The 22,763-nt window shown below is 67.3% G+C and carries 25 protein-coding genes and 3 pseudogenes; 19 read left to right on the forward strand and 9 right to left on the reverse strand.

The features are described from left to right. Position 1: 1 nt before the first annotated feature. Positions 2-586 (reverse strand): TetR/AcrR family transcriptional regulator, encoded by a 585-nt coding sequence (locus ACIA8E_RS36700; protein WP_399305070.1) that lies wholly within the window; start codon positions 584-586, stop codon positions 2-4. Between the two features lie 117 nt (positions 587-703). Here ACIA8E_RS36700 and ACIA8E_RS36705 point away from each other — a divergent pair, with 117 nt between their 5' ends. The 11 genes and pseudogenes from ACIA8E_RS36705 (at position 704) to ACIA8E_RS36755 (ending at position 10,306) form a co-directional block, all read left to right on the forward strand. After that, positions 704-1,522 (forward strand): SDR family NAD(P)-dependent oxidoreductase, encoded by an 819-nt coding sequence (locus tag ACIA8E_RS36705; protein ID WP_399305073.1) that lies wholly within the window; start codon positions 704-706, stop codon positions 1,520-1,522. Positions 1,523-2,135: 613 nt separating this feature from the next. Beyond that, on the forward strand, positions 2,136-3,092 hold the full coding sequence (locus ACIA8E_RS36710; protein WP_399305076.1) for an SDR family NAD(P)-dependent oxidoreductase: 957 nt from the start codon (positions 2,136-2,138) through the stop codon (positions 3,090-3,092). 98 nt (positions 3,093-3,190) lie between these two features. Continuing rightward, entirely contained in the window at positions 3,191-3,469 is a 279-nt protein-coding gene (locus ACIA8E_RS36715) for a hypothetical protein (RefSeq protein ID WP_399305078.1), read from the forward strand. A 104-nt stretch (positions 3,470-3,573) separates the two neighbouring features. Then, a complete protein-coding gene (locus ACIA8E_RS36720) occupies positions 3,574-3,843 on the forward strand; it encodes a hypothetical protein (RefSeq protein ID WP_399305080.1) in 270 nt (89 codons plus the stop codon). 476 nt (positions 3,844-4,319) lie between these two features. Then, positions 4,320-4,769, forward strand: coding sequence for a spore-associated protein (locus tag ACIA8E_RS36725; RefSeq protein ID WP_399305083.1), 450 nt, complete (start codon positions 4,320-4,322; stop codon positions 4,767-4,769). A gap of 510 nt (positions 4,770-5,279) precedes the next feature. After that, complete coding sequence (locus ACIA8E_RS36730; RefSeq protein WP_399305086.1) at positions 5,280-5,414, forward strand: hypothetical protein; 135 nt, start codon at positions 5,280-5,282, stop codon at positions 5,412-5,414. A 340-nt stretch (positions 5,415-5,754) separates the two neighbouring features. Beyond that, positions 5,755-7,080, forward strand: coding sequence for a PP2C family protein-serine/threonine phosphatase (locus ACIA8E_RS36735; RefSeq protein ID WP_399305089.1), 1,326 nt, complete (start codon positions 5,755-5,757; stop codon positions 7,078-7,080). A 282-nt stretch (positions 7,081-7,362) separates the two neighbouring features. Then, a complete protein-coding gene (locus tag ACIA8E_RS36740) occupies positions 7,363-7,488 on the forward strand; it encodes a hypothetical protein (RefSeq protein WP_399305092.1) in 126 nt (41 codons plus the stop codon). Between the two features lie 294 nt (positions 7,489-7,782). Next, on the forward strand, positions 7,783-8,715 hold the full coding sequence (locus ACIA8E_RS36745) for a hypothetical protein (protein ID WP_399305095.1): 933 nt from the start codon (positions 7,783-7,785) through the stop codon (positions 8,713-8,715). Between the two features lie 351 nt (positions 8,716-9,066). After that, a pseudogene (locus ACIA8E_RS36750) lies at positions 9,067-9,911 on the forward strand (IS5 family transposase). Then, positions 9,908-10,306, forward strand: coding sequence for a hypothetical protein (locus ACIA8E_RS36755; protein ID WP_399305098.1), 399 nt, complete (start codon positions 9,908-9,910; stop codon positions 10,304-10,306). Before ACIA8E_RS36750 ends, ACIA8E_RS36755 begins: the two are co-directional and overlap by 4 nt. Here ACIA8E_RS36755 and ACIA8E_RS36760 read toward each other — a convergent pair. The 4 genes from ACIA8E_RS36760 to ACIA8E_RS36775 form a co-directional block, all read right to left on the reverse strand. Further along, entirely contained in the window at positions 10,303-10,887 is a 585-nt protein-coding gene (locus ACIA8E_RS36760; RefSeq protein WP_399305101.1) for a GNAT family N-acetyltransferase, read from the reverse strand. The two genes, ACIA8E_RS36755 and ACIA8E_RS36760, sit on opposite strands and share 4 nt — an antisense overlap. A gap of 225 nt (positions 10,888-11,112) precedes the next feature. Next, positions 11,113-11,589, reverse strand: coding sequence for a DUF6924 domain-containing protein (locus ACIA8E_RS36765; protein WP_399305104.1), 477 nt, complete (start codon positions 11,587-11,589; stop codon positions 11,113-11,115). Positions 11,590-11,681: 92 nt separating this feature from the next. Beyond that, on the reverse strand, positions 11,682-12,101 hold the full coding sequence (locus ACIA8E_RS36770) for a hypothetical protein (RefSeq protein ID WP_356397652.1): 420 nt from the start codon (positions 12,099-12,101) through the stop codon (positions 11,682-11,684). A gap of 9 nt (positions 12,102-12,110) precedes the next feature. Beyond that, the gene (locus tag ACIA8E_RS36775) at positions 12,111-12,416 is read right to left on the reverse strand and encodes a transposase (RefSeq protein WP_399305154.1); all 306 of its coding nucleotides are present in this window, start codon (positions 12,414-12,416) and stop codon (positions 12,111-12,113) included. 75 nt (positions 12,417-12,491) lie between these two features. Here ACIA8E_RS36775 and ACIA8E_RS36780 point away from each other — a divergent pair. After that, positions 12,492-12,851 (forward strand): annotated as a pseudogene (locus tag ACIA8E_RS36780) (MFS transporter); the annotation flags it as partial. Here the strand turns inward: ACIA8E_RS36780 and ACIA8E_RS36785 are convergent. Both ACIA8E_RS36785 and ACIA8E_RS36790 read right to left on the reverse strand, forming a co-directional pair. Further along, positions 12,841-13,416, reverse strand: a complete 576-nt coding sequence (locus ACIA8E_RS36785) for a DUF6262 family protein (RefSeq protein ID WP_399305106.1) — start codon at positions 13,414-13,416, stop codon at positions 12,841-12,843. The pseudogene ACIA8E_RS36780 and the gene ACIA8E_RS36785 overlap by 11 nt on opposite strands. Further along, positions 13,413-15,179 (reverse strand): tyrosine-type recombinase/integrase, encoded by a 1,767-nt coding sequence (locus ACIA8E_RS36790; protein WP_399305109.1) that lies wholly within the window; start codon positions 15,177-15,179, stop codon positions 13,413-13,415. Before ACIA8E_RS36790 ends, ACIA8E_RS36785 begins: the two co-directional genes overlap by 4 nt. Positions 15,180-15,196: 17 nt before the next feature. Here ACIA8E_RS36790 and ACIA8E_RS36795 point away from each other — a divergent pair, with 17 nt between their 5' ends. Then, positions 15,197-15,481: a hypothetical protein gene (locus ACIA8E_RS36795; protein ID WP_399305111.1), complete on the forward strand. Its 285-nt coding sequence runs from the start codon at positions 15,197-15,199 to the stop codon at positions 15,479-15,481. Positions 15,482-15,506: 25 nt separating this feature from the next. Next, positions 15,507-15,776, forward strand: a complete 270-nt coding sequence (locus ACIA8E_RS36800; RefSeq protein ID WP_399305157.1) for a contact-dependent growth inhibition system immunity protein — start codon at positions 15,507-15,509, stop codon at positions 15,774-15,776. 84 nt (positions 15,777-15,860) lie between these two features. On the opposite strand, the pseudogene ACIA8E_RS36805 reads toward ACIA8E_RS36800, so the two are convergent. Continuing rightward, positions 15,861-16,122, reverse strand: a pseudogene (locus tag ACIA8E_RS36805) (helix-turn-helix domain-containing protein). A gap of 74 nt (positions 16,123-16,196) precedes the next feature. On the opposite strand from ACIA8E_RS36805, the gene map reads away from it, so the two are divergent. Continuing rightward, entirely contained in the window at positions 16,197-16,964 is a 768-nt protein-coding gene (gene map / locus ACIA8E_RS36810) for a type I methionyl aminopeptidase (RefSeq protein ID WP_399305114.1), read from the forward strand. A 344-nt stretch (positions 16,965-17,308) separates the two neighbouring features. Further along, positions 17,309-18,835 carry an MFS transporter gene (locus tag ACIA8E_RS36815; protein ID WP_399305117.1) on the forward strand — a complete coding sequence of 509 codons (1,527 nt, stop codon included), beginning with the start codon at positions 17,309-17,311 and terminating at the stop codon, positions 18,833-18,835. A gap of 747 nt (positions 18,836-19,582) precedes the next feature. Here ACIA8E_RS36815 and ACIA8E_RS36820 read toward each other — a convergent pair. Further along, positions 19,583-20,083: a MarR family winged helix-turn-helix transcriptional regulator gene (locus tag ACIA8E_RS36820; RefSeq protein ID WP_399305120.1), complete on the reverse strand. Its 501-nt coding sequence runs from the start codon at positions 20,081-20,083 to the stop codon at positions 19,583-19,585. A 135-nt stretch (positions 20,084-20,218) separates the two neighbouring features. Here ACIA8E_RS36820 and ACIA8E_RS36825 point away from each other — a divergent pair, with 135 nt between their 5' ends. The 3 genes from ACIA8E_RS36825 to fabV all read left to right on the forward strand — a co-directional run bounded on the left by ACIA8E_RS36825 (position 20,219) and on the right by fabV (position 22,759). Further along, a complete protein-coding gene (locus ACIA8E_RS36825) occupies positions 20,219-20,734 on the forward strand; it encodes a YceI family protein (RefSeq protein ID WP_399305123.1) in 516 nt (171 codons plus the stop codon). Between the two features lie 571 nt (positions 20,735-21,305). Beyond that, a complete protein-coding gene (locus ACIA8E_RS36830; protein WP_399305126.1) occupies positions 21,306-21,560 on the forward strand; it encodes a hypothetical protein in 255 nt (84 codons plus the stop codon). Continuing rightward, the gene (gene fabV / locus ACIA8E_RS36835) at positions 21,557-22,759 is read left to right on the forward strand and encodes an enoyl-[acyl-carrier-protein] reductase FabV (protein WP_399305129.1); all 1,203 of its coding nucleotides are present in this window, start codon (positions 21,557-21,559) and stop codon (positions 22,757-22,759) included. The genes ACIA8E_RS36830 and fabV overlap by 4 nt, the downstream gene beginning before the upstream one ends. The last annotated feature ends 4 nt before the right edge of the window (positions 22,760-22,763 follow it).

Below are 22,763 nucleotides of genomic sequence, written 5' to 3' on the forward strand. Positions count from 1 at the left end.
GTCAGTCGATGGCAGTGCCAGGGCCCGCCTGGCGAAGGCAGCGTTCGAGACGTCGCAGAAACCCTTCGAAGGACTCGTCTGCGGGCCACGTCTCGTAGGCGGTGTTGGTGGCGGCCAGCGCGAGGTTCATCTGCAGGATCGCGGTCACGTCGTCGGAGGGGGTGACACGGGCGGCCACCCACTGCCTCAGGTCGGTGAAGAACTGCGCACCGAAGCTCTGCGCCGTCTGGGCGAAGGCGGGCGACTGCGCCTTGAGGCGGCGGTGCAGCGGCAGCACGTCCCGCAGGCTCTCGCAGAACCCCGACATGATCACGGTGAGCGAGTCCCAGAGCGGCTCGTCCGTGGGGCGGTCGCTCATCAGGGCCTGCCAGTCGCGGCGCTCCTCGGGGTCCTGGTCCACGACCACGGCCTCTTTGCCGGCGAAGTAGTTGAAGAAGGTGGCGCGCGAGATGTTTGCCGCGGCCGCGATCTGCTCGACGGTTGTGGCTTCGTAGCCCTGTTCTTCGAAGAGCCGCAGCGCGGCGGACCGGATGGCGCGCCAGGTCGCCAGTTTCTTGCGCTCCCGCAGGTTCATGGTTCCTCCCATGAGTCCCACCCTACGTGCCGATTCCTGGACGGATGCATTTTTGGACTAGTCTAACTTTCTGGGTTACAGTGAAGTCGGCGCCGGGGCAGCCCCGGAATGCCGTCCTAAGGAGGAGTCATGAGCAAGGTCTGGTTCATCACCGGTACGTCCCGCGGCCTCGGCCGCGCGTTCGCCGAGTCGGCGCTGGAGCGCGGCGACAAGGTCGCCGCGACCGCCAGGAACGCGGCCGCACTGGACGATCTGGTCACCAAATACGGTGGCGACTCGGTCCTTCCGCTGGCGCTCGACGTCACCGACAAGGCCGCTGTCACCGCCACAGTGGCCGCCGCGCACGAGAAGTTCGGCCGTCTCGACGTCGTGGTCAACAACGCCGGCTACGGACTGTTCGGCATGGTCGAGGAGGTGACCGAGCAGCAGCTGCGCGACCAGATGGAGACGAACCTCTTCGGTGCGTTCTGGGTCACGCAGGCCGTACTGCCGATCCTGCGCGCGCAGCGCAGCGGCCACATCGTGCAGGTCTCGTCCGTCGGCGGCGTCGCTGCGTTCCCGTCACTTGGTGCGTACCAGGCGTCCAAGTGGGCGCTCGAGGGCTTCAGCGATTCCCTCTCCCAGGAAGTCGCCGGGGCGGGGATCAAGGTCACCATCGTCGAGCCGGGCGGCTTCGCCACCGACTGGGGCGGCTCCTCCGCCGCGCAGGCCGAGCCGAACTCTGCCTACGACCAGGTCCGCGAGGCCATCGCGGCCCGCATGGGCGAGGCCCGGTACGCCGAGCCCGGCGACGCCGGCGCCGCACTACTGCACATCGTCGACGCCGAGAACCCGCCGCTGCGCGTACTGTTCGGCACCGAACCCATCGAGATCCTCGAGCCCCTCTATGCCGAGCGCCTTCAGACCTGGGCCGCGTGGCAGCACGTCTCGCGGATCGCGCAGGGCTGACCGACCGCGCCGGGCCCGGCCATGTCAAGGCGGTCCCATAGCCGAGTTCGTACCTTGGCTCGCTCACCCGGCGGGCAACTTCAAGACCGCCGAGTAATCCGAAGTCAGTCGGTTGCGGCGATCAGGGACACCGGGATGCGCCGCCTGATGCGCGGTCTCGCCGCGCTGCTGCGCGCCGGCCACTTTCGCGATCTTGCATCGGGAAGCGTCCTGCCCGGACAGGTGCGGGAGGGGCACTGCAACTGCTTCCGTAGGCGAAGGCGCAGCAGGTTCGAGCACGCGAAAAGCTGATCGAAGACCGCGCCTACGTATCCGGGCGGGTCCTGACGCCGCACGGCACCCGCACGGCACCGCAGCGTCGAGCAGCCGGGCCGGGGGCCTCCTGGCACACCTCGCACCGGTCGGCCTGCGCCCGGCAGCCCGCCCTTTCCCCAGTGCCCCGGCCGGCCCCGCTGTGCCAGGACATGCCCCGGACGCGTCCCGGGAGCCCTCCCCCTCACCGAGACGCCGAACACGGTCGGCGACCAAACCGCACGCACCGTGCGGCCCTCGGCCCTCTCCATGTACGTCAGATACGTCCGTCATGCATGCCACTCACGTCAGGAGACATCTCATGTCCGCACCTCAGACACCCCATACGTATGGAGCGACCACCACTGCCGCCGAGGTGATCGACGACGTCGACCTGCACGGCCGCCGCGCCGTGGTCACCGGAGCCAGTTCCGGGATCGGCGTGGAGACGACCCGGGCGCTCGCCGCGGCAGGCGCCGACGTCACTCTGGCCGTCCGGAACACCGACGCGGGTGTCCGCGTGGCGGCTCGCCTGGAAGCAGAACTGCCATCCCACTCGGGAAAGTTGACGGTCAGCCGGATCGACCTGGCCGACCGGTCGACGGTAGCGGCATTCGTGGCGGCCTGGAACGGCCCGCTGGACATCCTGGTCAACAACGCCGGAGTGATGTCCCCGCCGGAGATCGCCCGCACAGCCGACGGCCGGGAATGGCAGTTCGCCGTCAACCACCTGGCGCACTTCGCTCTCGCCACCGGCCTCCACCCGGCGCTCGCGGCGGCGAACGGCGCACGAGTCGTCTCGCTGAGCTCCATCGGCCACCTCTTCTCCCCGGTGGTCTTCGACGATCTGGACTACCGCTTCCGCCCGTATGACCCGTGGACCTCGTACGGGCAGTCCAAGAGTGCCAACTCCCTGTTCGCCGTCGCCGCCGCCGAGCGGTGGGCCGATGACGGCATCACCGCCAATGCCGTGATGCCGGGCAACGTCGGCGACACCGGCCTGGCCCGGCACGCGGACATGGAGGTCGTGGCCGGTCTGATCGCCTCGGGCGAACTCGCCTTGCCGCAGGGCAAGACCGTGGAGCAGGGCGCCGCCACCTCGGTGCTGATGGCCGCCTCGCCGACGGTCGAAGGGGTCACCGGCCGCTACTACGAGGACTGCGCGGAGGCCAAGCCGGTCAGCGAGCGAGCCGGTGCCATCGCCGGCGTCGCGCCGTACGCCCTCGACCGGGACAACGCTGCCCGGCTGTGGGCCGTGTCCGAGGCCTTCATCCGCTAGCCGACGCCGCTGCGGCAGCCGCGCCCCGAAGCCAACGACCCGTACACGTCTGCAGCGGCCATGTCGCGGGACGGCCGGGCCTCACGATTCCGTGGACCGTGCCCCGGCCCCGCGACCGGGGCGGCCCTCGGACCCGGCAACTCCGCCGCACCGACGCGATGTTCGCCGCCCGGACGGCTGAGGGCTTCGCAGCCTTGCTGCCACACCACATCGAGGACGCGTACAGGAACGCGGCCATGCCGCGCCTGGACGGCGGCCACCGCATGTCCGTCCGCCAACCACTCACCCCCAGGAACACCATGACTGGCAACACCCGTCCGACCACCCCGTTCGACCGCGAGACCACGCCGACAAGGTCCTCGCCGGCGTCGACCTGACCGGCAAGCGCGGCAGCGTCACCGGCGGAGCCTCCGGCATCGCCATCGAGACCGCCCTCAACCCTGGCGGCATCCGCACGCCGCTCCAGCACCACCAGCAGAGCATGGACCTGGACCCGGCGACCGAGGAGATCTTCGACAACTTCCCCTGGCGCACCCCTGAGCAGGGCGCCGCGACATCCGCACTCCTGGCCGCGTCACCGCTCGTGGACGGGGTCGGTGGACGCTGCTTCGAGAACCGCAACGAAGCCCTTCCCCACGACCCCGCAGCGGCCGCCGACAGCCCGGAGCCGTCCGGCGTGGCTTCCTATGCCGTGGATCCCGAGTCTGCCGAGCGCCTCCGGGACGCGTCCCGGCAGATGCTCCCCCTATGAAGCACCTGCACGGCACCAGAGTGAGCGTTATGCGGTCCGCTTGCTCGCATACACGGATGGCGTCAGTCCTCGAACCCGGTCTTCCTCGTCCACTGCGCCTTGTCACAGACCAGGGCCCGGAACTCCTCGGCGAGTGCCTTCTTGAGCAGGGGGTCGAACTCGATCGGGCGGACCGCGGCTCACGCGGCAGCCCGGCGCCTGGAACAGCCCGTGGCGGCTGTCCCGGGGAGGTCTGGCTCGGGTGACTGTCGTGAGGTGTTACCGAACAGGTGAAGGTGCTGTCGTGGACGCGAGAGATCGCACTCCGGCGCCACGGGGTACTGCCCTGATCCCTTGATCCATACTGCGTCTTTTCGTCCGATCACTTCATTCATAGGTCACCCCGCACCTGTGTGTGCATCCGGCACAACCATCCGTGCCGCTCGGTGGTCACATCAAGTGGGAGTAAACCGCTCCCAGGGACACAAGGGGGAAATATGGGAAGCGTGCGTAATATCGCGGTTGTCGGGGCGTTAACCACACTGGTGGCGGGTGCCACGGCCGTGTTCGGCACGACTGCCTCTGCCGCACCCAACGTCACACCGCAGGGCGTCTGCGGCAGTGCGTACAAGACCGTGAACTCGGTGCCCGTCGGCTCGCTGGGTACCGTCTATCTGACGTACAACTCCTCGAACGGCAAGAACTGCGTCGCGACCATCCGTACCAACCCGGGCACGGCCAAGGACATGTCCACGTACATCTACGTCCCCGACACCGACGAGTGGGCCGGGGACTCCGGGAAGTTCACGTCGTACGCCGGGCCGGGCTACGTCTACGGCAAGGGCCACTGCGTGAGTTGGGGCGGCAACATCGCCAACGTGTACGTGTCGGTGGAAAACTCCAACTGTGCAGCGCTCAAGGAACACCGGGTCACCGAAATCCGCTGATCCGGCTCATCACCCAGCCGCAAGGTCCCGCGCCGCCGCTACCCGGAATCCGACCGCCATACCGCTGACGGTTGCCGGGAAGGTATCCATGAGCCGCAGGCGGCGCGGGATCTTGTAGTGGGTCGGCCTGCCACGGCAGAAGCGGGGCCCTACGTGTTTGGTCAAGGTCGGAGGCCAGTAGGTCTTGTACTCGAAGGCGGAACATCCGGTGAGTGCCACGACTGCGGCCGCGCCGGCGAGGGCAGCGGCGACGGCGGGAAACCTGCTGAGTCGGAGGGCAGTGGTGGGTCTGCCCGTCCTGCGGTACATGGTCACGGTGGTCTCCAGCCATTCGGGTTGCCCCACTCTCACCGCCGGCATTCGGCGAGACCCGAGTACCCGTACTCAGAAACGACTGTGCGGATGCTCAATGCGCCGCAATCCGGGGCGGGACATCGGCGCCCCGCCACGTGTCGTAAAGGATCTTGACGGCCGCGCTTTCCGCCAAATCGGCTGACCAACGTCCAGGGCATGGCCAAGGCTGAATGGCAATCGCTCAGCGTTCAAGGGCACAGGACACTGCTCCTCAGCCTCAGTGCAGCGCCGGCCAGCGCATGGGCCGAGGCGCTCATCGACTGGTATCGCAACCGGCGCCGCCGCGGCTGACGCCGGAGGAAAGGAAGCCTGCCCCCACCGGCACTCGTTCCTTGATTCGCTGCGGGGCGCAGCCGTGATGTTCTCAAGTCGGCTCCCTTGCCCTGGTGGCAGCAGACTGAAGGGACGGGGGCACCGTATTTTCAGCAACTGTTTCTGAACCCGGAGCGTCGGGGGGCGGTGGCCGGCTCGAGGCGATAGACAGGAGGGATGACCGAGGGTGAGCCGAATGTCGACGGCCCCGGGCAGGCTCAGCCCGAGCGGTGTGACCTGTGTGGGGTTCCCGATGCCGGTGGGTGAGGTTGAGTCATGCACGCCCGACAGGTACGACGGCTTGGCATCGGGAGGGCTCATGGAACGTGATCAACCGAAACCTCCGAACATCGCTGACCTGCATGACTTCCTGGACCACCAGCTCGACCAGATCTCAGCGCAGCTCCGGGGGCTGGCCCAGACCAGGGACCGGTTGCAGGCGCTGCTGGACGCGGTCATGGCAGTCAGTCGGGAGTTGGAGCTGCCAGTGGTGCTGGACCGGATCGTCACGGCTGCCATGAACCTGGTCCAAGCCCGCTATGGGGCGCTGGGCGTCCTCGATGAGCAGGGCACGGGCCTGGCGCACTTCATTCCCGTGGGTCTGAGCGAACAGGAACGGGCCGACCTGGGCGGTGTCGAGTTTCCGCACGGGCGGGGTCTGCTCGGGACCCTGATCCGCCGACCCGAACCGCTCCGGGTCCAGGAGATTTCCTCCCACCCGCATTCCGCAGGCTTCCCACCCGGCCACCCGCCGATGCGCAGCCTTCTCGGGGTGGCGATCAGCGTCCGGGGTGAGGTCTACGGGGACCTTTACTTGGCCGACCGGCGTGACGGGGAGCCCTTCGATGCGTACGACGAGGACATCGTCGTTGCACTTGCCGGGGCCGCCGGAGTGGCCATCGAGAACGCGCGCCTGTTCGAGCATGCCCGGGCAGGCAGTGAGCTGTTCCAGCGTCTGCTGCTGCCGACGCTGTCCGACCTGCGACCGTACGAGGGCGCCGCCGTCTACCGGCCGGCGACCACCCCAGCACGGGTCGGCGGTGACTGGTACGACGCCTTTCTGCTCCCGGACCGGGCGTGCGCAGCCGTCATTGGCGACGTCTGCGGCCATGACCTGAAAGCTGCGGCAGCCATGGCCCAGACCCGCAACATGCTGCGCGCCCTTGTCTACGACCGTCGCACTCCGCCCAGCGCAGTCCTCACACAGCTTGACCGCACTCTGCACGCCATCACCGACAACCCCCTCACCACCGCCTGCCTGGCCCGCATCGAACCCGAAGGTTCCGCCTGGACCCTGCGCTGGAGCACCGCAGGCCACCTCCCCCCTCTGCTCATCGCCCCCGGTCGGCGGCCGAAGTACCTGCATACCGATCCCGGGATCCCTCTCGGAGTGGACGCCGACCAACCCCGCCCTGACCACACCCACCCACTCTCCGCCGGCTCCACCGTGGTTTTCTTCACCGACGGACTGGTCGAGCACCCCCAGCACTCCATCGACACCGGCCTCGACGCCCTCGCCCAATCCGCGGCCACCCACGGAGACCTGTCCCTGGACGACCTCTGCCAGGCCCTTGTCGACCACCACCCCAGCGACGGCCACGACGACATGGCCATCCTCGCCCTGCGCACACCCCTGCCGACGTAACCCTTCCCCCGAATACGAAGGTCACTGAGTAATGATCAAACAGGACTGCCCTTCGGAATCGGTGGGTAAGGCGTCGGCGCTCGGAATGCCGATTGGGCGTGTTCCGACTTCGACCGGCCGCGGGGGCTGGTGCATCTGCGGGGCTGGGCGACCGCGTGCGCGTCCCGACCCTGCGCAATCACGAATGGCCCCGACCCGCACTCCATCGGCCCTGCCTGCTGCTACGTGACAGCACGATCGCGGCCCAGAGGTTACGCGGGTCGCATGCGGAAAGGCTGAGACGTGGACCTCAACGAACTCCAGCGCCGTGCCCTGCGCATCCATGACCTCTACGACGAGTTGAACCTGAGCGAACGCGGCCGGACATGGACACGCGAGGAGTTCATGCTCGGCTTCGTCGTTATCTAGGGTTGTCAAGGTGATCTTGCAGGTCAGGGCGTAGTCACCTCTTCTGGCACATGAGGCAAGGACTCGTATCTGTCCCGTGTGGACTCCGTAGAAGCACTCGACCCTGATGGGGATCTCTGAAATCGGCCGGTGCCGCTCGTCGCCTCAGTCGGTTCAGTGCTCAACGGAGTGAGGAGCTTCGACGAGCACTGCGCGAGTGCCGGCCAGGATCACCGGCTCGTGAAGTGTGCGGGTCGTCCCGGACGGACAGGATGCCATCGCGGATCCCCGGGGGCAGCCGTCTACGCTCTCGGCATGCAACGCAGCGATGTTACGCGGGACGACGGCACGTGGGTGGGGCTGTCTCTGGACGTACAGGATCGCCACCAGCCGGGGCTGTGCGTGTTCACTGCTGGTGCGCAACTGCTCGTCTCCCAACTGTCGCAGCCCGTGTTGCTCGCCGCCGTTGGCGAGCAACAAGAGGGCGTGGACTTCTGGCGCACCGACGGGTACCGCTCCTTCATCCCGCCCTTGCGTGCCGATGTGGCTCGTGCTCTGGCGGGCAGCCGTGAACGGTGGGCTCACCGCTTTGCGCAGTACCTCATCGACTCGCAGGGCAGCCCGTTGCACGAGGGCCGGTGGCTGCTCTCGTGCGAGACTCCGCTCCGGCGCTGGCGCCACGCCGACACTTCGCATGCCGAGTACTGGAGCTCGATGCTCGTCGACGGCCATCCCAACGGATACGTCGACTGGTTCCTCCACTCTCATTCGTGGGAGGTCTTGCCGCTACGACCGATGCCCGATGCCGATGACAGCCGGGTCAAGGCATACCGCAAGCAAGCCCGTGAAGGGACTCTCCCGCCCGTCTTGTTGTGGTGGGTCAGTGGCCTGGACTGCCATCTGATTTTGGACGGTCACGCGCGCTACGCCGCGGCTGTGGCCGAGTCCGTGGAGCCTCCGCTGTTGCAGCTCCACCGCACGGTCTCGCGCGATGACCTGGCGGCGCGCACCGAGGAAGCCGTGGGCTTCTACGAGAACGAACTGGCGCGCTTCGCCGAACTGCGCGCCGTCCACGGCCCCGCAGTCCCGGACGGCGCCGCCGCCGCCGGCCCACAACTCGTTCGCCTTCTTCATGACCTGAACGCCGCGGAACAGCCGACCTGGGCGTGGCCCCTGCCCGGCGGGGAGAAACAGTGGTGTCACATTGCCCGCGAGGTGACAGCGAGCCAGAGCTGGCCCCGCGTCTGATTCCTGCCGAATTCCTTGCGCCAACCGTGACGTCTGGGCATACCGCCGTACCGTCAGCGGGCGGTCCGCGCTCAAGTTGGCCGGAACCACCCCTGGACCTGGCTGGCTATCGCGGGTAACTCCCTTGTGGTGCCCGTCCGTAGGTCAAGCGCCAGATGCCTGGGGAGATCTATCGAGCAGGTGTGAGGACGCCTCTGAGTAGGGGGTGGCCGTTTTCAAGGCTCTGTCTGCAGTTTCGTGGCCCGTTCAGAGGTCGTTAAGTCCGATCTTCCTCGGTTCGTGATCGCTCGATCGTGGTACTGATCGTCGCGCGGGCCGCCTGCTGGGCATGTCCATGCTGAGATGCGGGGCATGGAGCGAAAGCCGTACCCGAGTGACTTAGCGAATGAGCAGTGGGCGTTGATCGAGCCGATGATCACGGCCTGGAAGCAGGACAGGGTGGCGCGGTCGGGATCCCGGGGCCTGCGATCTGAGGGAGGTCGTGAATGCGATCTTCTATCAGAACCGGACGGGCTGCCAGTGGCGCTATCTGCCCCATGACTTCCCGGCCTGGTCGGCGGTTTTTTACTACTTCACGCTGTGGCGCGAGGAGGGGCTCGACCAGCGGATCCAGGAACTCCTGCGCTGCCAGGTGCGGGAGAGAGCCCGGCGATTAGGGGACCCGTCCCTCGTGATCATCGACACCCAGTCCGTGCGCGCGGCCGCGGGTGTTCCGAAGACCACGACGGGACTGGACGCCAACAAGAAGGTGTCGGGCCGCAAGCGGGGACTGGCCGTCGACGTACTGGGGCTGATCATCGGCGTCGTCGTGCTGGCCGCCTCCGCCCACGACAACGCCGCCGGCACCGCCCTGCTCGACCAGGCGGCCGAGCGGTGTGGGATGCGCCTGGAGAAGGCCCTGGTCGACCAGGGCTTCAAGGATGAAGTGCTCATCCACGGCGCCCTGCTGGACATCGACGTCGAGGTCGTGCGCCGCAACCCCGAACACCAGGGCAAGGGCTTCGTCCCGCACCAAGAGGTGGATCGTGGAGCAGGTCAACGGCACGTTGATGTTGCACCGCCGCCTGGCCCGCGAGTACGACCGCCGCCCCGACACGTCCGCCTCACGCGTGTACTGGGCCTCGATCGCGAACATGGCCCGCCGCCTCACCACACCGAGCCCTGCCTGGCGCGAGAGTCTCGGGCTGGCCGCGTGAACGTCATCGAGCTCCTGGCAGACCTCCACGCCCAGCACGACGAGACCACCGCCCAGGCCGGTGAACTACGCGACCAGATCGAGCACTTGACCGCCACCCTGGCCGAGACTGAGGCCCGTCTGGCAGACCTGGCCACCACCCGGAAGGTCATCGCCGAACTCGCACCGGCCGGGACCGAACCCCATCCACCCGAGACGAACACCGCCTACCAGGCCATCGTGAACGCCTTCAACCAGCACCCCGACCAGGCATTCAGAGCCCGTGAGCTGCACGAATTCCTCGGCATGCCCACCGACGAGGCGACCGTCAACATCACCCGCAGCCGCCTCGGACGCCTCACACGCCAGGGCTTCCTCACCCAACCCGGACGAGGCCGCTACCAGAAACGGACTTAACGCCGCACTTCGCGGGCTGGAATCGGCACAGCCGACGGCCGCCACTCTCGCCTGAGCAACCCGAACACCCACGAGTCGGAGACCTCGCCGTTCACCACGCAGTCTTCCCGCAACGTCCCTTCACGCACGAACCCGATCTTCTCCAGGACGCGGGCAGATGCCACGTTGCGCGTATCGGCCTCGGCCTGAACTCGATTCAGGTCCAGCGTGTCGAATGCCCACTGCAGCAAGGCGTGCGCGGCCTCCGTCGCGAATCCGTGGCCCCACATCTCATCGTCGAGGACGTAGCCCAACGACGCGCTGCGATAGTCCTCGTCCCATCCGGTCAGACCGCACCAACCGACGAAGGCCCCGTCAGAAGCACGGTCGATGGCCACCCGCGCCCCGGTGCCTTCGTCCGCCATCTTCCGGCACATCGCGACGAAGCGTTCGGCGCGGGCCCGTTCGGTCCACGGCGACGAGTCCCAGTAGCGCATCACGTAGGTGCTGCTATGCAGCGCGAAGAGTAGGTCCGCGTCGGCGTCGGTGAAGGGCCGCAGTCGCAGGCGAGCGGTGTTCAGTATGGGGGTGGCCAAAGTCATGCGCACCATCTTGCGTCCTCATGGGGCGGACAGAGTAACGAATATCCGATCCCTGTCCGGTCCTCACGACCAAGGCACCGCCTATCAGTAGATCGTGCACGGCACGACTACTCGACCTGCCCACCGACGCCCCAGACATGAACGTCCACCGCAGCGGCCTCGCCCGCCACGGCCTCCTCACCCAACCCGGACCGGGCCACTACTAGAAACGGACTTAACGACCTCTCAGAAGGACCGGTAGATCCCCTCGGGATCATCGTGAGCCCATGCCGCGTACTCCTCGAAGCCCAGGTTGCCGATGCTCAGGTTCGCGTGGACATCGTGGAGCCCTGCGGGGATGGCGCGGAATTCGCGGCCGAACTCGGTCAGCCGTTCGTAGTCCTCTTCGTCCACGCAGTCCTCCCGCGTCAGCGTGGTGACCGCCAGCAGCGGGTGGCTCTCGGCCTGCATGGTTGTACGGTCGGCGAGAAAGACAACGGCCAGATTGTCGTCGCCGCGGACCGCAGTCAGCACCTGGCCAACGGTTGCTCCTGCCCAGGCTGGATCGTCGATGAAGTGGACGTGTGCCTCGTACTGCCTGTCTCCCCAGGGCTTGGTCAGCGCCGCCGCCACGTCCTGCCACGTCTGGTCGTCGAGGTAGTCGGTTCTGACGACCAGGGCATCGAACTCATCACGGTCGGTGACGGCGGGCGACGCTCTCATGGATCCTTCTCCTCGGTGACGATCGGTGAGCCGTGCCCGACTGTCTCATGGGCGGTTTCGAGGTTCTGTCCGCACTTCCATGAAGCCGGTAATCAGGAGCTCGGCGGAGTAGGCCAAGGTCGGCCGTCAGGTGCCAGGGAGGGGCGGCCGGCGAGGACATAGTCGCGGTATTCATCACCTGCTATGGACTGGTTCACCCAGCGTTCGCGTACAGCTCCAGTCTGGTCTGCGGCAGCGTCCAGTGCGGCTGCTGGGTCGCTCGTGGTTGCGACCAAGAGGCCGAAGTCCTCTTCATCTTTGTCGAACAGTGCAGGCAGGGAATCCAAGTCGTAGGTCCGGGGTTCGGTGTCGAGAACGGCGTGGAGGTAGATCTCGTAGTTGCCCTCGGCAGGCCGTACCTCGACGTAGGAGACACCAAGCCGGTCAGGGGTTCCAGACGGCCCGAGGAACTGCTCGATGGAACGTCCCCGCTTGAGGGCACCGAGGAGGAATGGCTCTGCCAGGTATCGCACGCCGCAACACTACGGCGTGATGAGAATGCGGGTCCGTAGGAGGTCCAAGGATGCCCGTCCGTACGTGGCCCTTTTCAACGCCTTGACCCGATTCACATGCCCTTCGACGACTCCTGAACTCCATGGGAGGTTGAGGCTGGCCGTCACTGCGTCGAGGTCTTGTCCCAGGAAGCTGCCGAACGACCGGGGCGGTCCGATCGCGGAGTGTTCTGCCTCTCGGATCCATAGCTCGAGCATCGTGCCGCAGCGGTGCCGCACCAGGTCAGCGAAGGACCGCGCGAGGTTGCAGGCTTCGGTGATGTCGGGGCATGCGATTCGAACGCCGCAACCTCAGCCAAGTGGTTTCAATTTGGAGCGGCATCGGCGAACACGGCGCGGCGACACTCCCCGCAGGCAGTGGGCATGCTCGGCCTGTACTCGGCTGGCACCGATCCGGTAGCGGCGGTGGTGTTCCTGTCGCTGATGGGCGGTGCGCTTGGGCCGGTGTTCATGGCTACGCAGAACGCGATGCCGCACTGCGCACCGGGCCGCACAGATATCGCACTCGCAGCCAACTCCGGTTCATACAACGCCGGCATGGCGGCAGGCGCCGCGCTCGGAGGACTGATTCTGCCGCTGGCCGACGTGCCGAACACCTTCCTGGCCGGTGGGCTGCTGATGCTGACCGTCGGGGCCTGCGCGGTGCTACTCGGCGGGTGGCTACAGCGAATGCCACGGAGTCCGCCAAGCAGGAGCGGCGTCAATGGGTGATTGGTGCGTTCTGGTCCCTCATCATCTGCTTTAGGGACGCCCGGAGCCCGCCGAGGCTGTCCTGAGCATCTTCCAACTCGGCTCGCAGCGTGTCTGCCTCAGCGCGTGCGGCGGTGAGTTCGCTGTCGCGCTGATGGAGCTGAGTGGTCAGTTCCTGGATGCGGGCGACCAGCTCGGCGACGGGCGCCTGCTCGACTTGCTGTCCGAGCCCCCGCTGGACCGCGGCCTTGAGCCGGTCCCGTTCCTCCCGGACTTTTCGGAGCTCGGCGCGATTTAGCTCAAGATCGGTTGCAAGGCTGGCCGCACTGGCGGTCGAACCGGTTTTCCGATCACGCGCTGTCGCGCTGGCCTGGCCCTTTCGGGCGGCCTCAATGTGCTCACGGACGCCTTCGGCGTAGACGAGCCAGTTCGATACTCCGGCCGCGCGGGCAACGGAGAGGAAGGTGATCTCCTCGCCCTTGGCCTTCATCTCGTCCAGGGCCGCGAGGACTCTGCTCCGCTTGGTCAGGCTGTCCCGCTTTCGGGCTTCCCGCAGCACATCAGCCGGCGCCCGTTTCGCCGTCACGACGTACCGTCCACGGTGCGACGCACGACCGGCATGGGAAGGGCGACCGGGCCGGCGGAAGCAGAGGCCCCGGCACGGAGCCTGCGCAGGACGCGGCTCGCTTCCTCAACCTCACGGCGTTCGTCGTCGGGCATGCTCTTCATCGTGGCCTTCATCTTCTCGATGACGTCAAGGTAGCCACCAATCTCGGCCTCCATGCCCTTGATCGTCCAGGCGGCAGTTCCCATCATGCGCGCCACTTCAAGGTTCGCCTTCAATGTGCGCACCTGGTCTTCGATCGCTGGAAGGTGGGACGGGTCGGGCCGGTAGGACGCGCAGCCTGAGCACTGGAATCGGATGGGGCAGGCTCGACCGCCGGCCTTGACGTTGGACGGCTCGATGCAGTTACCGAAGGGCACGGCGACCGATCGCAGCTCGTAGGCGGCTTCGGAAGCCATGGGGGCGGCATGCCCGTGCCGGTCCATGCTGTGCAGCCTGAGCACGTCCACGGCTTCGCGCTTCATTTTCGACGAAACGCGGTAGTACGCGGCTGTGGTGGCGGCCGATTTGTGGTCCATGAGCGCCTGCAGGACGTGCGGGGCCACTCCGGCGTCTGCGTACCTCTGGCAGAAGGTGTGCCGGAAGGCGTAGGGAAAGATCCGCTCACGGTCGAACGGCAACGGGGCGCCGTCAGGCCCCATCTTGCCCTGGCGGACCCACCTGGTGATCGCCGAGTGACGGAGCATGTGGGGGCGGGCGGTGAAGCCGGCTCGCTTCGCGAGCCGCTTGAACAGCTCGTATGTGCTCGGGTACTTCATGGCCTGCCCGAGTGGGCGGGCGAACAGGTTGACGAACACCATGTCGCAGTCCGCGGCCTCGGGTATCCGATCGCGTTCCCAGGCGTAGTCGGCGTACAGCTTGCCGATGTCGTCGCCGACGGGAATCCAGCGTGGCTTACGAGCTTTGGCGAGGGCCCCGTTGGAGTTCTGGCGGCGCCGTACGTGGATGTGCGGTCCGGCGACCGGACAGCCGAGCATCTTCGAGCTCGACAGCAGGTGCATGTCCTCGCGGCGGAGGCCCAGTGCCTCGCCGATCCGGATTCCGGTTACGGCAAGGAGTGAGACCAGGAAGCGATCCCTGGCGTGGGTGGTGCACTCGATGAGGTGCTGGACGTCGTCATCTGTGAGGTACTCGTAGCCGGGTACCGCGATCTTGAACTTGATGGTTCTGACATTCACCGTGGCCAGTTGGCCGTCCTCGCCCGCGTCGTAGCCGGTCGGCAGGTAGCGGAGAAGCTTCGGAGTGGCCAGCTTCGCCACCAAGTCGTCGGCCACCACACCGGTCGTGGCTGCGTGGCGAAGGAACTGACAAACCGTCCCAAGGATCGCGTTCGCGGTGCCCTTGGAGCGGAATGCAGGTTCGGCTCGGGCTGTGCGGCTTCTGGGCGGAAGAGGTTCATCGACCAGCCAGCGGAGGAACGCGGCAAGCTGTCTGAGTGTCGGAGCGGCCCATTCGATGCCGCTGTCGTAGCAGTACGACAGGTACAGGGCGATACGGCCGGCGTAGTTTCTCTCGGTATTCACCGAGGCGTCCTCCTGGTCACGGAGAGAAGCCAGGTACTCCGAAGCTTCTCGGTGCAACTCGTAGGCGGACGTTACGACGACCCACATCGGGGAGCCGTCGGACGGGGACAGGGCCTTCTCCGCGAAGAACGCCCGAGACGGTGGGGCTGGAGCTTGAGACATCACTTGAACCCTGCTGATACCTGTGAGGCACGTGCACATCAGAGCAGGTGCCTCACATGACAGAACTGTTGACGAAGCCCAAGATATTCGTCGGGGACGTCGGCGATCTGGCAAAGATCGTCATGGCACAGGAAGGTGTGCGGGACATGCCGGGCGGACGTGCCGCTCTGGAGCACGAACTCGCGGACTGTCTGTGGTCCGTGTTGATCCTCGCGCACCGGTACAACGTCGATCTGAACGCCGCGTTCCTGCGCACGATGGACGGACTCAACCAGTCGATCACCGCGCGGGGCAGACGCGATGCGGACCAACGTGAACGTGGCCAGGATGACACCGTCTGAGAGGGGCGATCGTTTTCCGCTCGCGATGGAGGTGCTTCGTGACAACCCGCTGGCCGAAGGCGACATATGCGAGGGCGACCTGCTGTGCGCGGTCCTGACCAGGAACTCAGCGGTCTGGAGCGCTCATCCGGAGCTTGCCAGGCAATTGACCTTCATCGTCGGTGGCTCCTCCCACCTCTCGCCGGACCTGCGAAGCGAGGTCGAGGGGTTGGTAGGCGCTGTCCAGAATTCGGTCCTGGCTCAACTTCCGTGCAGCGGCAACCCTCCGTCACTGTCCTGTGTCACCGAAGATTGATCCTTGTCAGCGGAGTCTGATCACCCGCAAGTTCGCGCCACCGAAAGTTGGTTGAGTGATACAGGGCGCGGCGCCGCCCACTCCTCAAGCCGAGAACGCTGATTCCTGCCAGTCCGGGGCATGCGCGCACGCGGCCGCCAACTCGTCAGAGACACATGCAGCGCGCCGGCCAGGGCCGCGACGGTGAAGAAGGCGAGGCTCGGGGCCCGGTCGGTTTCGATCGTGCGCAGAGTCTCCGCGGAAACCCCCGCCGCGGCCGCCGCCTCCGCCATGCTGCGGTTGCCGCGCGCCCGACGCAGCAGCGCGCCGAACCGCTCGGGCCGCGGTCCCGTTCCCACGGTGTCAGACGAGTCTTCGCCGTGACCGTGATACTAATACCGGTATAAGTATTGGGTCGACGTGCTGCCGGGAGTCAAACACATGGTGGAGATCAAGACCGATGCCGCATTGGACGCGATGCGGGAAGCCGGGCGTGTGGTGGCCCGCTCCCTGGCCGCAGTCCGAGAAGCAGCCGGCGTGGGGGTGTCCCTGCAAGAGCTGGACGAAGCGGCCCGGTCAGTTCTGGCCGAGGCCGGAGCCGGCTCCCCGTTCCTCGGATACCGGCCGTCCTTCGCCCCGGTCGCTTTCCCGGCCGTTATCTGCACGTCCGTCAACGAGGCCGTGTCGCACGGCATCCCCACCGGCTACCGGCTGCGCGACGGCGACCTGGTGAGCATCGACTGCGGCGCCGAGCTCGACGGCTGGACGGGCGACGCGGCCATCACCTTCACCGTCGGAACGCCACGCCCCGGCGACCTCGATCTGATCGACGCCACCCAGCAAGCCCTCGACGCCGGCATTGCCGCCGCCCAGGTGGGCAGTCGCATCGGCGACATCTCCCACGCCATCGACACCGTCGCCCGCAAGGCGGGCTGCGGCATGCCCGCCGACTTCGGCGGCCACGGAATCGGCCGCCACATGCACGAAGACCCACATGTCCCCAACCGCGGCCGCCGCGGCCGTGGCTTCCCCCTCCGCCACGGCCTGGCCCTCGCCATCGAACCCATGCTCATGGCCGGCGGGAAGAACACCTACCGCACCGACATCGATGGCTGGACCCTGCGCACCACCGACGGCAGCAGGGCCGCCCACATCGAGCACACCGTCGCCATCACCGACCAGGGTCCCCGTATCCTGACCCTGCCCTGACGCTCTCCCAGACGCTGCCGGATCCGGGACCGGACCATTCGATGCCCGACGGCACGCCCCATCCGTTGCGCCCCCGTCGCGCAGCGGACCGGATCACGATGGAGTACGACGACGCACTCGATGCCGCGCGCGGCGCCATGCGACGGGACATGGAACGGGGCACTGTCCTCCGGAGCCCTCTCCGGACAGGACATGGCCGGCGGGTGTACCCCTCTCCAAGTTGACCGGCGCGCCTCCCCGGTAGGGCATCGCTTCATGGTGCTGTTTATCCGTTTGGACCCGGGGTACCCGGCCTCGGCGGCAAGGGCGGCGACGCAGGCCGCGCTCTCAGGAGGCAGAGTCCTATGATCCGAGGCGGAGAAGCAGTCACCGGAACGGTCACGACAAAGGTCCCCGCGAGACTGGACCGCCTGCCGTGGTCGCGATGGCACTGGATGATCGTGATCGGCCTGGGCACTGTCTGGATCCTCGACGGCCTGGAAGTCACCGTCGTCGGGAACATCGCCGGCCGGCTCTCCGAAGCCGGTAGCGGCCTGCCGATCAGCAGCGCTCAGGTCACGGGCGTCGCGGCAGCGCTCTACGTGGCGGGCGCCTGCTCCGGCGCTCTCTTCTTCGGCTGGCTCACGGATCGTTACGGCCGTAAGAAGCTCTTCCTGATCACTCTCACCGTCTACCTCGCGGCGACCGCGCTCACCGCCATCTCCTTCTCCGTCTGGTGGTTCTTCCTCTTCCGCTTCCTGACCGGGTTCGGAATCGGCGGCGAGTACGCGGCCATCAACTCCGCCATCGACGAGCTGATCCCCAGCAGGTTCCGGGGCCGCGTCGACCTGATCATCAATGGCACCTACTGGCTGGGTGCGATGGGTGGTGCTCTCCTGTCGGTCCTCGCACTCGATACCGACATCTTCCCCAAGGATGTCGGCTGGCGGCTGACGTTCGCCCTCGGCGTCGTTCTGGGACTGGTCATCCTTCTGGTACGCCGTCATGTGCCGGAAAGCCCGCGGTGGATGTTCATCCACGGACAGTCAGAGGGAGCGGAGAAGCTCGTCGACGAGGTGGAAAGGGAGATCGAGGAGGAGACGGGCCGCCCGCTCCCCGAGGCGGAGAGCGAGATCACTGTCGAACAGCGACGCAGCGTCGGCTTCATCGAGATCGGGAAGACCGTCTTCCGGGACTATCCCAAGCGTGCGACGCTCGGCTTTGCGCTCTTCGTCGGACAGGCGTTCCTCTACAACGCGATCACTTTCGGCTTCGGCTCGATCCTGGTCACGTTCTTCGACGTCTCCACCGGAACAACCGGCTACTTCTTCGCCGCCATCGCGTTCTGCAACTTCCTGGGCCCCCTGTTCCTGGGCCGTCTCTTCGACACCTGGGGCCGCCGGCCGATGATCGCGGGTACCTACATCCTCTCCGGAGCTTTGCTGTTCCTCACTGCCTGGCTGTTCGATGCCGGACGGCTCGACGCCATCACGATGACGCTGTGCTGGTGCGTCGTCCTCTTCTTCGCGTCGGCGGGTGCGAGTTCGGCCTACCTCACGGTCAGTGAGATCTTCCCGATGGAGACACGGGCCATGGCGATCGCCTTCTTCTACGCGATCGGGACGGCGGCCGGCGGTATCTCCGGCCCCCTGCTCTTCGCGGGCCTGACGCAGAGCGGAGTCGTCAGGGACGCCGCACTCGCGTTCTGTGTGGGGGCGGCCCTGATGGTGATCGCGGGTCTGGTGGCCGTCTTCTTCGCGGTGGCGGCAGAACAGAAGTCGCTGGAACAGATCGCTACGCCGCTTTCGGCGGTCCCGTCACAGGACCGCGCTCTGCGCCGTGGAGCTGACGAGGAGAGGCCGGGGTCCCCGCCGGGCACACCAGCGGGGTGACGCCCCCTCAGGCAGATGATGCAGCGACCCGGAGTTCGCACCTGGCTCCGTTCGCATTGCCCTGGGAACGGGTCGTCGCCGGATGTCGACGGCCACGTAATTCCCCACCAGCAGCACCAACCTTCCCGCCCGAACGTTCGGGCGGGAGGTATCGCCTCAAACGCCTACGGCGCAGATGCTGACTCGGCTCAGTCCCACCAGCCTTCGTCGGTCTGCCGGCGCTGTACCCACCCCAGGAAGCCTCAGGGTCTGTCCGCGGGAACCGGGTCGGTCCGACGCCCGCGACCATCCACACGGAGCCTCGCTGCGGTGCCTCTGTCACCAGGAGCCAGTACGACTGGACATCCTGCGCGCCGAGCACGATCGATACTTGCGGGACGAGCGCGGCATCCAGTGCATTGCACCCGTTGGCGACTTCGGCGTCGTCGGCCTTCACCGCCGGAGGTAGGCGAAGGCGCTGATGGCCGTGTTCGGGGTCATCGGGGCGAGCGGTGAAGTGGCAGCGGGCTCGGGCATGACGGCTCCTCTCGTACGGGCCGCCTCGCTGGTCGCGGTGGCTCAAGATCGAGTCTGGGAGCGCGTGCCTGTTGATGGAGTCCGTTGCCGGGCGGGGAGAGATCTCCTCCGGGCTGTCCTCCGACAATGAAGGTGGACCGTTTGCTATCGAGGCTGGACCGGCTGTGATGGGCGGGTCAGGCTCCGGAGAGTTCTGATTGAGAGTATCGAGGCCAGGCCTGGGCCGGGGGACTACGTGTTGTCCTCGGCATCCGCCGACTTCGGCAGCAGGCTGTGCATCATCGCACAGTCGTGCGGGCCCTCCAGGCCCTTGATGGCCCGGGTGACGGCTTCGGCCAGCGTGTCGGAGGCTTCTCGGAGGAGCTGCCGTGCCTTGTCGGTGAGCGTCACCTGGATGCCCCGTCGGTCGCCGCAGGCGGTGCTGCGGGTGATCAGTCCGGCGTGCTGGAGGCAGGCGACCTGGTAGGTGAGCCGGGTCTTCGGGCGGCCGAGGCGTTCGGCGATCTGCGTCATGCGAAGGCCGGTGGCGGGCCCGTCGGCCAGGAGGCACAGCACGAGGAACTCGTCGTGGGAGACCCCGAGCGTCTCCTTCACGCGGGAACGCAGCTGCTGCTCGATCGCGCCGGCCGCGGCCAGCAGCCCCATCCAGGCCCGCAGTTCGGGCGGCAGCAAGGAGGACTCGCCGGTCGCGTCACGTCCGGGCGGATCGGCGGGGACGGGGAGGGTGACCATGGTGTCCCAGTGTACCTGTTGTTCAAATTTGGAGTATCGGCTAGCCTCCAGTCATCCAAATTTGGATGACTGGAGGGGAGGCGTCGCGCCCCGCCTCCGGTCCACTCACCTCAGGCATCCCATCAGGAGGACCGCATGTCCATGGCAGTCGAAACCGGCACCTGGCGGCTCGACCCCGCCCGTTCCACTGTCGGCGTCCGGCACAAGACGATGTGGGGCATGGTCACTGTGAAGGGCACCTTCACCGGTCTCACGGGTGAGGGTGAGGTCGGCCCCGACGGCTCCGTCAGCGGTTCGATCACCTTGGACGCCACCTCCCTGGACACCAAGAACGCCAAGCGCGACACGCACCTGCGGTCCGCCGATTTCTTCGACGCGGACCGGCACCCCGAGCTCACCTTCGCCGTGCACAGCGCGACCCCCGGCGACGACAAGACGGTCCAGGTCGACGGTCAGCTGACCGCGCGGGGCATCAGCCGTCCACAGTCTTTTGCCGCGCACCTCACCGAGGCGAGCGCCGACGCGGTCACGCTCACGGCGGAGTTCACCGTGGACCGGGAGCAGTTCAGCATGGGCTGGAACCAGCTGGGCATGATTCGCGGCCGCACCACCGTCACCGCATCCCTTAGCTTCGTCCGCGCGACGTCCTGAGAGGGGTTCGCCGAGCCGAGGCACGGCTGTCGGCGTATCAAGTCGGCCGCCAGGTTGGTGTGCTGCGTCGGCGTGCCGGGGTTGCGTGAGGACGCGGCCGCCCGTCGGCCAAGGGTGCGATTCACTCTGGTGACGGTGCCGCTCCCACTGCACCCCCGCACCTGCGGAGCACGGTGGCGGTCCGGTGTCGCCGGGGCGCGGGCAGGGCGGCCGCCCGCAATCGGCGAGACCGTCCCGCCCGGGTAGGAGGGACCGCCCTGGCTGGGTTGGCGGGGAAGCGCCCTGCCCCCGGTCAGTCGGACCGTGCCGTCGGCACGAACCCAAGCGGACCCGTACACAGGTGCACGGCATGCCGCAGCTCGCCCTGACCGGCCCTGTTCGAGGCACGTGGGGCTCCGAACTGGCCCCGGTCGTGAAGGCTTTGGGTATCAGTACCTCCGAGACCTGACCCGCCCGTCACGGCCGGTCCGACATCGAGAGCTTCAAGCTCTACGCACTGCGCGGAGCCACGGCAACCTTCTACGCCGCTGCGCTTGCCCGCGACCTGGACGTGGTCGATAGCCAGGTCCACATGGGCATCGACGACGAACTGTCCGCTCCGCACGTGTGGGTCGGCGGCGCCGAGGTGCCCGAGCCCCTCCACCAGCCTACGTGCGGTGCACTCGCTCCTCTCGAACTGGTGGAAACCCTCCAAGGTCGTCTCGCGATCGTTGTGCCGCATGAGGTCACCGCCCGCGTCCGTACGGTCGCAGACTTGCAGGATGCGGTGGCCCAGCTGGTGGCTGCCGCACTCTTATCCGCACCAACCGCAAGGACCCGATCGTGAGCGAACGCGTCATCGCCCCCAAGAACCGCGGCTTCCTCTTCCTCGACTCCCACCCGGTCGGCTGCCGTCAGCTGGTGGCCGACATGTGGCAAGCGGTCCCCGCCGTGCAGTCCGGCGGAGACGGGCCGGTGGCGCTCGTCATCGGCTCGTCCGCCGGTTACGGGCTCGCCGCCACGATCGCCGGGCTCGCCCGTGCCGGGATCCGTGGCATCGGGGTCTGCTTCGAGAAGGCGCCCGGGCGACGCACCGGCACGGCCGGCTGGTATCGCACCGCGGCCACCGCCGAACTGGCCCGCAAGCATGGCCGGGACATGGTCTTTCTCAACGGCGACGCCTTCTCCGACGCGATGAAGGATCAGGTCGCCGACCTGCTCAAGCAGCGGTACGGGCGCCTGGACTACCTGATCTACTCGGTGGCTGCACCGCGCCGCACCGACCCGGACACCGGCGTCACCTACTCCTCCGTCCTCAAGCCGATCGGCGAGCCCTATCGGACCAAGACCCTCGCCTTCGACAACACCGGCATCCCGGAGGTGACGGAGGTGGAAACCGCGCCGGCCGCGGGCGACGACATCGAGCAGACCACGGCGGTGATGGGCGGCACGGACTGGGAGCGGTGGATCGACCACCTGGCCGGGCGGGACCTGCTCGCCGACGGGTTCACCACCGCAGCCCTTTCCTACATCGGCTCACCGCTGACCGCCGGCATCTACCGGCAGGGCACCATCGGCGCGGCCAAGGCCCACCTCGAATCAACCGCCCGCACCCTGAACGAACGCCTCGGCAAGCTGGTCGGCGGCCGCGCGCTCACGTCCGTCAACGGGGCGGCCGTCACTCAGTCGTCCACCGCCATCCCCGGCATCGCCCTGTACGTCGGACTGCTGCGCGGCGTCCTCGGCGAGGGCATGGTCCCGCCGATCGACCAGCTCGCCGACCTGTGGGACCAGCTCACCGGCACCCGTCCCCTGAGCCTCGACGACGACGGTCGGGTACGCCTGGACACCTGGGAACTCGCCCCCTCGGTACAGGAGGCCGTCGCCGACCGCTGGACCAACGCCACCACCAGCAGCATCGGCGACCTCGCCGACCTTGACTGGTTCCACGCCGAAGTCCAGCGCCTGTACGGCTTCGCCGTACCCGGCATCGACTACACCGCACCCGCCGACACCGACATCCCCTGGCCGGATCCGGCCGCCTGACACC

The sequence above is a fragment of the Streptomyces sp. NPDC051664 genome (genome assembly GCF_044453545.1).
GTDB lineage: Bacteria > Actinomycetota > Actinomycetes > Streptomycetales > Streptomycetaceae > Streptomyces.

Coding starts and splice junctions, on each gene's coding strand:
- ACIA8E_RS36700 (WP_399305070.1), bottom strand. CDS start 586: ATGGGAGGAACCATGAACCTGCGGGAGCGCAAGAAACTGGCGACCTGG.
- ACIA8E_RS36705 (WP_399305073.1), top strand. CDS start 704: ATGAGCAAGGTCTGGTTCATCACCGGTACGTCCCGCGGCCTCGGCCGC.
- ACIA8E_RS36710 (WP_399305076.1), top strand. CDS start 2,136: ATGTCCGCACCTCAGACACCCCATACGTATGGAGCGACCACCACTGCC.
- ACIA8E_RS36720 (WP_399305080.1), top strand. CDS start 3,574: ATGGACCTGGACCCGGCGACCGAGGAGATCTTCGACAACTTCCCCTGG.
- ACIA8E_RS36725 (WP_399305083.1), top strand. CDS start 4,320: ATGGGAAGCGTGCGTAATATCGCGGTTGTCGGGGCGTTAACCACACTG.
- ACIA8E_RS36730 (WP_399305086.1), top strand. CDS start 5,280: ATGGCCAAGGCTGAATGGCAATCGCTCAGCGTTCAAGGGCACAGGACA.
- ACIA8E_RS36735 (WP_399305089.1), top strand. CDS start 5,755: ATGGAACGTGATCAACCGAAACCTCCGAACATCGCTGACCTGCATGAC.
- ACIA8E_RS36745 (WP_399305095.1), top strand. CDS start 7,783: ATGCAACGCAGCGATGTTACGCGGGACGACGGCACGTGGGTGGGGCTG.
- ACIA8E_RS36760 (WP_399305101.1), bottom strand. CDS start 10,887: ATGACTTTGGCCACCCCCATACTGAACACCGCTCGCCTGCGACTGCGG.
- ACIA8E_RS36765 (WP_399305104.1), bottom strand. CDS start 11,589: ATGAGAGCGTCGCCCGCCGTCACCGACCGTGATGAGTTCGATGCCCTG.
- ACIA8E_RS36790 (WP_399305109.1), bottom strand. CDS start 15,179: ATGTGCACGTGCCTCACAGGTATCAGCAGGGTTCAAGTGATGTCTCAA.
- ACIA8E_RS36795 (WP_399305111.1), top strand. CDS start 15,197: ATGACAGAACTGTTGACGAAGCCCAAGATATTCGTCGGGGACGTCGGC.
- ACIA8E_RS36800 (WP_399305157.1), top strand. CDS start 15,507: ATGGAGGTGCTTCGTGACAACCCGCTGGCCGAAGGCGACATATGCGAG.
- map (WP_399305114.1), top strand. CDS start 16,197: ATGGTGGAGATCAAGACCGATGCCGCATTGGACGCGATGCGGGAAGCC.
- ACIA8E_RS36815 (WP_399305117.1), top strand. CDS start 17,309: ATGATCCGAGGCGGAGAAGCAGTCACCGGAACGGTCACGACAAAGGTC.
- ACIA8E_RS36820 (WP_399305120.1), bottom strand. CDS start 20,083: ATGGTCACCCTCCCCGTCCCCGCCGATCCGCCCGGACGTGACGCGACC.
- ACIA8E_RS36825 (WP_399305123.1), top strand. CDS start 20,219: ATGTCCATGGCAGTCGAAACCGGCACCTGGCGGCTCGACCCCGCCCGT.
- ACIA8E_RS36830 (WP_399305126.1), top strand. CDS start 21,306: ATGGGCATCGACGACGAACTGTCCGCTCCGCACGTGTGGGTCGGCGGC.